8 protein-coding genes and 1 pseudogene are annotated in these 9,523 nt (G+C 29.3%); 1 reads left to right on the forward strand and 8 read right to left on the reverse strand.

The genetic code is table 11. The annotated features are described in order from the left end of the window. Positions 1-34 precede the first annotated feature (34 nt). Positions 35-1,279: pseudogene (locus C7Y47_RS10375) on the forward strand (IS3 family transposase). A 200-nt stretch (positions 1,280-1,479) separates the two neighbouring features. Here C7Y47_RS10375 and C7Y47_RS10380 read toward each other — a convergent pair. The 8 genes from C7Y47_RS10380 to C7Y47_RS24910 all read right to left on the reverse strand — a co-directional run bounded on the left by C7Y47_RS10380 (position 1,480) and on the right by C7Y47_RS24910 (position 9,354). After that, positions 1,480-2,364 (reverse strand): GNAT family N-acetyltransferase, encoded by an 885-nt coding sequence (locus C7Y47_RS10380; RefSeq protein WP_142508716.1) that lies wholly within the window; start codon positions 2,362-2,364, stop codon positions 1,480-1,482. Between the two features lie 16 nt (positions 2,365-2,380). Continuing rightward, a complete protein-coding gene (locus C7Y47_RS10385) occupies positions 2,381-3,154 on the reverse strand; it encodes an ABC transporter permease (RefSeq protein WP_142508717.1) in 774 nt (257 codons plus the stop codon). Continuing rightward, on the reverse strand, positions 3,141-4,091 hold the full coding sequence (locus C7Y47_RS10390; protein WP_142508718.1) for an ABC transporter ATP-binding protein: 951 nt from the start codon (positions 4,089-4,091) through the stop codon (positions 3,141-3,143). Before C7Y47_RS10390 ends, C7Y47_RS10385 begins: the two co-directional genes overlap by 14 nt. 42 nt (positions 4,092-4,133) lie before the next feature. Continuing rightward, positions 4,134-5,579, reverse strand: coding sequence for a hypothetical protein (locus tag C7Y47_RS10395; protein ID WP_142508719.1), 1,446 nt, complete (start codon positions 5,577-5,579; stop codon positions 4,134-4,136). A gap of 2 nt (positions 5,580-5,581) precedes the next feature. Then, positions 5,582-6,724, reverse strand: coding sequence for a hypothetical protein (locus tag C7Y47_RS10400; protein WP_142508720.1), 1,143 nt, complete (start codon positions 6,722-6,724; stop codon positions 5,582-5,584). After that, on the reverse strand, positions 6,721-7,908 hold the full coding sequence (locus tag C7Y47_RS10405) for an arginase family protein (protein WP_142508721.1): 1,188 nt from the start codon (positions 7,906-7,908) through the stop codon (positions 6,721-6,723). The genes C7Y47_RS10400 and C7Y47_RS10405 overlap by 4 nt, the downstream gene beginning before the upstream one ends. Further along, a complete protein-coding gene (locus tag C7Y47_RS10410; protein ID WP_142508722.1) occupies positions 7,895-9,112 on the reverse strand; it encodes a diaminopimelate decarboxylase family protein in 1,218 nt (405 codons plus the stop codon). Before C7Y47_RS10410 ends, C7Y47_RS10405 begins: the two co-directional genes overlap by 14 nt. 104 nt (positions 9,113-9,216) lie before the next feature. Continuing rightward, entirely contained in the window at positions 9,217-9,354 is a 138-nt protein-coding gene (locus C7Y47_RS24910) for a hypothetical protein (RefSeq protein ID WP_185903452.1), read from the reverse strand. Positions 9,355-9,523: the final 169 nt, after the last annotated feature.

Below are 9,523 nucleotides of genomic sequence, written 5' to 3' on the forward strand. Positions count from 1 at the left end.
ATAATGAACATAACAACTAAATGGAGCAGAACTTATGTCAAAGAAACTATTTACTGATCAAGAACAAAAATTACTCAAGAAACATCCTTATGTAAAGGCTGTTAGTGAAAAAGGAATCACTTACACAGATGAATTTAGAGCAATTGCCATTGCAGAATATGAAAAAGGAAAATGTTCGCGTGAAATCTTTGATGATGCAGGATTTGATATCGACCTGGTAGGGATTCATCGAGCAAAATCAGCTTTGAAACGTTGGCGAGCAGCTTAAGAAAAAGGTATCTCAGGGTTTGAAGATACACGCAAATATCATTATGGACGGCCACTAGAACGCGAATTAAGTCTATAAGAAAGGACATGCTTGATTAGAAGCACAAATCGCCCTTCTTCGTGCACAAATGAACCCCTAAAAAAGATAGAATTAGGAGAAAGAGTGTTGAGAAAGAATTAACAGCGGAACAAAAATTTCAACTGATTCACACTGTTATCCAAAAATATAAATTACAGCGAATGGTACGTTATCTTTGCCAGATATTTGGTGTTTCTCGTTCAGGCTACTATCGCTACTTTATACAAGAGGCAAAATTGAAAAGACAAACACGCCATCAAGCAGATGAGAGAGTCAAAGAAGTCATTTTAAAAGCGACGTCCTAAAGGAGCCCGTCAAATTAAAATGACGCTAGAACAACAGTATCAAATCACCTATAACTTAAAACGTATTGGTCGTATTATGAAGAAGTTTCAAATCGTTTGCCCAATTCGAAAAGCCAATCCATATCGACGAATGGCTAAAGCAACAAAGGAACATCGGACATTACCGAACTTGCTAAACCGCCAATTTAAGCAAGGAATCGCTGGAAAAGTATTTTTAACAGACATCACCTATTTGAGTTTCGGAAAAGGTAAACGCGCATACTTTTATACAATTAAAGATGGAGAAACCAATGAAACTTTGACATATGAAGTATCTGATAAAATAACGCTAAATATCGCCCTGAATACACTAAGGAATTTGAAGAAGAATGGTATCAAACTAGCAGAAGATGCATTCATCCACTGGGACTAAATCAATCCATGTCACGTCGAGGCAATTGTTGGGATAACGCACTACAAGAATATTCTTTGAGCATTTTAAAGATGAAACAGATTTAAAATCATGTGAAACACTAGAAGATGTAATACGAGAAATCAAAAGTTATATGACCTATTACAATCATTATCTGGGTCAGTGGAACTTAAAAAGATGACGCCTGCGAGACATCATCTTCTTCAAGTTTCTTAGAGCCATTTTTCAAATGTCCTTTACAAAGGGTACACTTTACATCCATCAGAGGCTTTTTCTTCATTCACATTCAGTAGATGTTAGGTCACCCATTGAAAAAGTGACTCATTCGATTTCATCTCAAATTCTTAACGATGAGAGTGTCTTCTGCTGAATAAAGATAAAAGTGGATTCTATTTCCCTCATGGTCTCCCGCTGGATTATTTCATTTTATAATGAAATAATTTTTTTTCTACGACAAATCCTGCTGCTAAATATAAATTAATGGCCCTTAAATTGTTTTCTTGAACACAAAGAGTTAACTCCTTAATGTTTTTATAAGCAAATAACTTAGACATTGCGAACCTTAATAAGTTGGTACCAATCCCTCTTTTTCTATTATCATTAGTTACAGCAATGTATTCAATTGTTCCTTCTCCGAATTCTGGATTTGCTTCAAAATATACATATCCCTTTAAATGATTATCTTCAATCAAAATATACAGTTTATTATACTCATTTAAGCGTTGAGTCATTTCATTTGAATTATAATAAGTTTTAGGAAACGTTTGTTGGTGCAACATACTAAATACATCTTGAAATTCACTACTATATTCCACAAAATCATTACTTTGTTCTAAGAGAATTATATTATTTTTATATGCCTTCAAAACTAAGTGGGTTCCATGTTTATTTAACTGTAACTTTTCTATTAAATATATAGCTAATGTATTTTCACTACTAATGAAAAATTCAAACTCTTCAATATATGAAGAGGTTTTACCGAACAAATAATCCCATAAATTATCTATCATAATTTCCTTTTTATTAATAAACTCATCTCTAATAAAAGGTCCCCAAACTTCAGCAGTGCATTTCTCTGAATCGACGTCAAATCCTAGAGCAGCTATAATAGTTTCATTTTCATAGATAACTGCAAAACAATCCTCTATTTTTAAGTCTGAAAAATCATTTTTCAAGGTATTATAAATCTCTAAAGATTTATCGCCGCAATAACCGGTACATTGTTCAATTTTGTTGTTGTAGATAACTAAAAATTCCGATAATTCCTCATTGCTTCTTGGAGGTTCGGGGTTGAATTGCATAAAATCCACCTCTTAATTAATAATGTCCTAACAATGCTTTTTGTTTAGCAACTTTTTCTGCTTTATTAAATACATAAATCCCAATAGTAAAATAAATAGTAGAATTAATTATTAAAAATAAAAAATTCCCCACATTTAAGGAAGAAATAGACAGATCATTGATTGTAATCTCACGAATTAATTGTAAACCATACATAAAAGGAGCAAACTTTAAAAAAGGAACAGTAGTTAGGGGTATAAATGTCATTCCCATTATTACAAATTGGAATATTTGTATTATATGACCAGATTCTTTGAGAATAATTGTAATAGATGATACCATATATCCTACTCCTAGTACTCCTAATAAGGTAATCAATAGAATTGGGGTAATAGACAATAAATCTAAATTTAATCTCTGTTTTGCAGTTAGCATAGCTAAAAGTAATAATATGGAGATGGAAACCATACTTATTATCACTACACTCACCATTCTCGTCATAAAAATAAACCATAATTTATAGGGTGTAATTGTCAATTGTTCTAATGTCCCTCTCCCTGCCTCACCAGAAATTTCTAATCCAATCCCTTGTGTTAAAGATAGAACTAAATACCAAAAAATATAATTCATAATAACCATTTGGATATTATAATCGTGACTTTCTGGATCACCTATTAGAGATATACCTAAAAAGAAACCAAGAAAAACAATATAAAAAATAATCAATTCACTTATAGTATTAGGTAAATATCTTTTCATATGTATCCATTCTCTTTTAAAGTTAACTTTAAATACATTAAACACTTCCATATATGATCTCATCTCCAATAAGATTAAGGAAAACTTGTTCAAAATTTATGTCTCTTTGTTCAAATTTCTCAATAGTTACATTAAGTTCTTTTAGAATTTCTAATAGTAAATAAATCTCATTATTTTCTTTTATATTAATTACTATTTCCGACTTATCTTCCAAATCTAAAGTTCCGAACATATTAGAAGAGGATAAGATTTTTTCTTTTTGATATTCTTCTAATTTTTTAGTTAATGTTATAATAAAGGACTTAGTATTAAATAAGCTGTTTAATTTATCAATAGTATTATCGGTAATTAAATTTCCTTTACTAATAATAACTACCCTTGAACACAATTGTTCAATTAATCCCATATCATGAGAACTTATTAATATAGTCCTTTTTTCATTTTCTACAATTTGTTTTAAAAATTGAATCATATCTTTATTCGATTTAACATCTAAGCCTAAAGTAGGCTCATCTAAAATAAGAATTTCTGAATCAGATAAAATTGCTATAATAATAGCAATTTTTTGTTGCATCCCACGAGATAAATTTTTTACTAATTCAAACTTTTTTTCGAATAAATCGAATTTCCTTAAAATGGAATCGATATATTCCCCCTTATTTTTAATTGAGCAACCTCTAATTCCTAAAAAGTATTCAATATTTTCAATTACAGTTAAACGCCAATATAAATTTCTATTTCCTTCTAAGACCGTGCTAATATACTTAATACTTTTTTTTGAAAATAACTCATTTTTAACATACACACGTCCTTCATCTGGATTAATTAGACCACATAATATTTTTATTAATGTTGTTTTACCAGCACCGTTCGAACCTAATAAACCTACAATCTCACCCTTTTGAATTGTAAACGAAATACCATTCAATACATTTACATTATTAGATTTTGAAATATACCTTTTTTGAATATTTTCAACAGTAATCATTTATACACCTCACTTTATTAGAAGAACTAATATTTATTAAGATTAAAATTTTATTGGGTTAACAAATGGATAAGCATTTCTTAACTCTAAAAAATTTCTATAATTAGCAACCTCTTGCATTAATTCTATTGTTTTTATTTGATCTACGCCCCTTCTTAACCCCATTGCAATTTTAAAAAGACCTTTGCTTTCTATAGTATTTGGAATAATCACTTCATATCTGCTGTCTCTAAAACCAAAACTGGAACCATGATAAAAATTAATTTTTCTCTTTTTAACCTCATAGGCTAAAACCCCTAAAAGAAATCCATGATTATCCAAATTATCCTCTTTTAAATGAAAAACTACGAATGGTGATTTTGCCCATTCAAAATTAGAAATTAGTGAGGGGTGCACAACTTTTTTGAATAGCCCATCTGCTTGAATTTTTTCCGCTAATAACTTATTATTCTCATAAATAAGATTGCAATAACGTGTATATAATTCTTTGTTAAACACAAATCGATTATCTAACAACGCTAATTCTTGATATGTTAATCCTGCTCCCAAAATGGTTCTCACTTGCCTAATATAATTTGTAAAGACCTTAGCATTTGGTATGTCTAGATTATTTTTTAACGTATAAACGCTGATAACTCCCCCATTTGATAGTTCTAAGCCTTGCTGATCTAATTTAAGAATAGAATGAACTTGTATAACTATTATATAAGGATAATTTTCTAAACTTTTTAGAATTTTTTCTATTTGATGATAATTTCCACTTAACGTAGTATCTACAATCAATACCCTTAATCTATTAGGTGTAGAATTACATAAGGTTTCTAAAAATTTATTAAGATTAAATACTTCTAAATCCCAGTTATATCGGACTAACTCTATAAAAAATACGTCTGTACTCTCTACCCAGTTAAAAAATTCATTTTGTTTTCTATAACTTGTAATTTCAATTGCTTCACTTCTATATAAATCTGTTAAGACCCTTGTTTCAAAGTATTCACTCCATGTACTAACAACTAACTTTTTACTTTCCGATGGTTTATACATAGCAAAATAACTTTGTAAAACTGTTGAAATTGCTGCCATACCACTTGAACATAAGACATTACTTAATTCCCAATTAGCATGGACATCTCTATAAAGACTAATTTTTTCTTCAAGGAAATCTGGCTGTATATTTCTTTCATAACTAAAACTAATTTTGTTGGATTGGGGCAGTTTTTTTATTGTATTTAAAGGTGGCGACTTCAAATGTTTGTTAGTAATGTTTTGAACATAGCTCATCCAAATTTCCCTTATCTCCATTGTTAAAGTATTAATTTCATTAAAAAATAATTCAGGGCTATTATTACTTTTAATTGTATGGATAATCTTTTCTACTTTTTCTATCCAATTATAATAATCTTCAGTATTTATCTGATTTGCAAATAAATTTTTAAGTTCCAATAATTCCTCAATATTATCTAATAATAAATCTTGATTAATTATCATAATTAATTACCTGCCTTAATAAAAGTTGAATCTTTTAAAATCCACTCATCTGGTAGATGATATCCATGCATATTTCTAGCCATACTATTAACATATGCACCTACAGGATTCATTAATAAGCCATCGTTAATCTTCAGAGGCTTATGTCTTACTGAGGAAATAAAAACATCTTTCTCGTAGCAAGTATTCCCAAATATAACGTGTTCTTCTTCTGTAGTATTCATGGAATCTGAATAGCTATGTACTAAATAAGGATATGCCCAATAAGTTAAATTCCAAGCTGAACAATCTACAGTAATTATTCTTTTATTAATAGATAAATCTGAAGATTGAACCTTTGAGTATAAATATCCACTCATCGCTAAAATTAACATTCCTGGTTCAACTACTATTTTTACTTCTCTGTTTAACTGTCTATTTATTTGTAATACATATTCTTTAACTATTTCCCAACTTTTTTTTACTTCTATTTCATCTGAGTATAGATAAGTTAATCCCCCTCCAATATTGATTACTTCTAAATCTTGAAATTTATATGATAAAGAATAAATATACTCCATAGCTTCTTTAATTATAGAAGAGTTTTGTAATTCTCCAAGATGGAAGTGTAATTGCTTAATTTTTAGCTTTTTATTATTTATAAATTGAATAAATTCATCGGAATCTATATTTATACCAAACCTACTTTGCTCACCATAAGTTATGTCTGGATGTATATTTTTTAATGGTACTTTTACTCGTACTCCGACTTCATTTAAATTATATTCTTCAACATACTTTTTTAATTGTGAGAAACTGTTGAAATCAGGTAATATATTTCTTTCAAGTAACTTTTCTAAAAATTTTTCGTTATATGCAGGTGAAGTAGAATAAACAGGGTTCATCCCTATTTCCTCCACTATTTCAAATTCATGAATAGATGCCACATCAGCACCTAACCCAAGATCAGAAAGTAATTTTAGTACTATTTTATTTCTATTTGCTTTTATAGCAAAACATAGTTCTACATTTGGAATTATTTTAATATCATTTCTTATTTTTGATACTGTACTAACAATCGAATTATAGTCATATATAATGGCTGGGGAACCAATAGATGGCTCATTATCCAATAGGAAATCAGATATATTTGGATAAATACTCATTTTTTCTCCATTACCATAGTAATTATTTTTAAAATCAAGTTTGAAGTCATTACACCTTCTACTTCGCTTTTTCCAGGTAATAATTCAACAATATCTAGTCCTATAACTTTAACTTTTTTTACTATTTCTTCGATTATTAATAACAACTCTTTATAGTCGAATCCACCAGGAAGAGGTGTTCCAGTTGCTCCCATAATTAATGGATCAATAACATCAACATCAAAAGTTATATAGTATAAAATTTCAGTATCTAAATTTTTTATAAATATTTCCATATCATCCAATATACTCCTGTCAGGATACATCCTCACTTTTTTATGTTCATACTTTTGAGAGGACAATTGTCTTACACCAATTTGAATTACTTCGACAACATTTTCAATTTCTAGTACCTTATCCATGAAATTCCCATGGTGTAATTTTTCTCTCCAATTTTCCATGTTAACAAGACCAAAGTCTGAATGTGCATCAAATTGTATTACTTTAATTTTTTTATCTTTTGATATTCCCTCTATACATGGATAAGCAATTGAATGATCTCCCCCAATCGTAACTGGAAAAATATTTTTAGAACTAAGTTTATAAATTGTTTCTTTTAAAGCATCAAATTGAGAACCATTTTTCGAAAATACAATTGCTTTAATATCTCCACAATCAGCTAAATGTATGTCTTTAAGTTTTTGAGTTCCATCAATTGGATCGAAATAACCTTCTAAGTTTCTTGAATTATAATTATAAACTGCTCTACTTACTTTTCTTATATAGTTAGGAGCAAATCTAGTACCGGGTCGATAAGTAACATTCAAATCATATGGCATACCAATAAATGCTACATCACACCAATCTCCACTTAAACACTCTTTAATTGAAACTAATGGAGCATTAAAAATACCATTATTATTTTCAAACAAGTCCCTTTGAGGGTAATAAAATTCAATAATGCCTTCATTTATTAGATAATCTATAATCTCAATTGCTTTACCTTCATTAAGATTATAATTGTCTTGTATTTTTTTTAAGGCTCGTTCTTTATTAACCGGTATATTGAATATTGAAATTATATTTAACATTTGTTCATTTAATATTACTTCCCAACCAGACTTATAATCCCAAATTTTATCTTTACTATCCTCTTGTAAAAACACTACAGATTCTTTAACTTTATAAAATTTAGTTCCCTTCATTTTTTACCTCTTCAATTTTAATTAGTTTCCCATCTTTCAATAAGTATTCTATTGGTAAAGGTATTTTGTTAAATTGTCTAGAATTAGTAATGGTATACGCTCCAAATGCACACATCATTAATTTTTCACCTACTTTTATATCTATAGGCAAATGAAATTTCATCGTATTTCCATTTGTGTCTCTTCCAAAAATATCCCCCTCATATAAGGTATTACCTGTAAGTTTATATTCAACTAAATCTGAGTCTGAATTTAAACTATCAATTGGTATTACTTGTGGCTTATGCCAAGGTGCTAAATTCCATGCTGATGAATCCAAAGTAAGTAAATTTACATTAAAAAAGTCATGATATTCTTTTGCCATTATTTTCGTAATTAGATATCCGCATCCAGACAATAAAGCACCGCCCGGTTCAAATCTAAATTCCATTTCTCGACCGGTTTTTCTGCGCCAATTATTAACAATATCTCTTAGTTTATAAAATACTTCTTTTGTTTTATTCCGATTTATATATAAATGGAAAAAGCCTCCTCCAAAATCGATGGTATGAATATTTTCATATTGTTCTGCTATAGCTAAAAGGTAGTTAGCTTTATATAATAATGAATCAGGGGTCATTTGCCCTGTGTGTACATGCAATCTAGTTATATTTAGATTGTATTTTTTTAATATCGGTTTTAATTCAGGATTACTAATATTTAATCCAAATCGGCTATCCTTACCATATGTGGAGTTGGATTCCAGTTCTTTAGGTAAAGGAATTCGTATGCGTAACCCTATGTCTGTATTTGGATGTCGATAGCCATACAATTCTATTTGTGAAATTGAATCTAAATCAATAATTACATTTTCTTCATAAAAAAAATCCATATCATTTTCAGAAAAAGCTGGACCAGTTGTTGTAATTTCTTTGAATCCTGCATTTTTTGCTAGTTTATATTCCCCTATACTCGCTACATCACACCCAAGCCCGCTTTCAGCATAGATTTCCAATATCTTTGGAGTGTGTGTAGCTTTCACCGCTAAATTTAGTTTAGTATTTGGGACAACGCTAATATCTTCCTTGATTCTTTCAATTACATCACCCATTCCATTAAAATCATATATGAGTGCTGGAGTTGATATAGTTTTTATTATTTCAAATAATTCCTTAGGTGGCTGAGAATATAATGGTTCAAGGATTTTTCCAATACTTTTATTCATATATTATGTTCCCCTTTCATATCAATAAATACCTACTCAGAGATTCCGTTGAATAATGAAAATTAAGTTTTTACTAAACTTACTAAGTATTAATAATAAGTTCCTTAAAATTGCTGAAGATCGCCTCTTGGTCGAGAGCCGCCTAAAATTGTTAAATCTAATTTAATAACTGCTGCTGTAGTTTTTTCTATAGTAAATTGATTTTCAGTATTCTCCACAGTAGATTGACTTTCAGTACTCATAAGACCTTACCTCCTTCTAATGTTTATTATTTTTGTATTTCAATAGAAACTTCTTACTTAAACATACAAAGTATTAATAAAAAGTTCCTTAGAATTGCTGAAGATCGCCTCTTGGTCGAGAGCCGCCTAAAATTGTTAAATCTAATTTAATAACTGCTGCTGTAGTTTT

This window comes from Lysinibacillus sphaericus, from assembly GCF_006864135.1.
In the GTDB taxonomy this organism is placed as follows: Bacteria; Bacillota; Bacilli; order Bacillales_A; family Planococcaceae; genus Lysinibacillus.

Coding starts and splice junctions, on each gene's coding strand:
- C7Y47_RS10380 (WP_142508716.1), bottom strand. CDS start 2,364: ATGCAATTCAACCCCGAACCTCCAAGAAGCAATGAGGAATTATCGGAA.
- C7Y47_RS10385 (WP_142508717.1), bottom strand. CDS start 3,154: ATGGAAGTGTTTAATGTATTTAAAGTTAACTTTAAAAGAGAATGGATA.
- C7Y47_RS10390 (WP_142508718.1), bottom strand. CDS start 4,091: ATGATTACTGTTGAAAATATTCAAAAAAGGTATATTTCAAAATCTAAT.
- C7Y47_RS10395 (WP_142508719.1), bottom strand. CDS start 5,579: ATGATAATTAATCAAGATTTATTATTAGATAATATTGAGGAATTATTG.
- C7Y47_RS10400 (WP_142508720.1), bottom strand. CDS start 6,724: ATGAGTATTTATCCAAATATATCTGATTTCCTATTGGATAATGAGCCA.
- C7Y47_RS10405 (WP_142508721.1), bottom strand. CDS start 7,908: ATGAAGGGAACTAAATTTTATAAAGTTAAAGAATCTGTAGTGTTTTTA.
- C7Y47_RS10410 (WP_142508722.1), bottom strand. CDS start 9,112: ATGAATAAAAGTATTGGAAAAATCCTTGAACCATTATATTCTCAGCCA.
- C7Y47_RS24910 (WP_185903452.1), bottom strand. CDS start 9,354: ATGAGTACTGAAAGTCAATCTACTGTGGAGAATACTGAAAATCAATTT.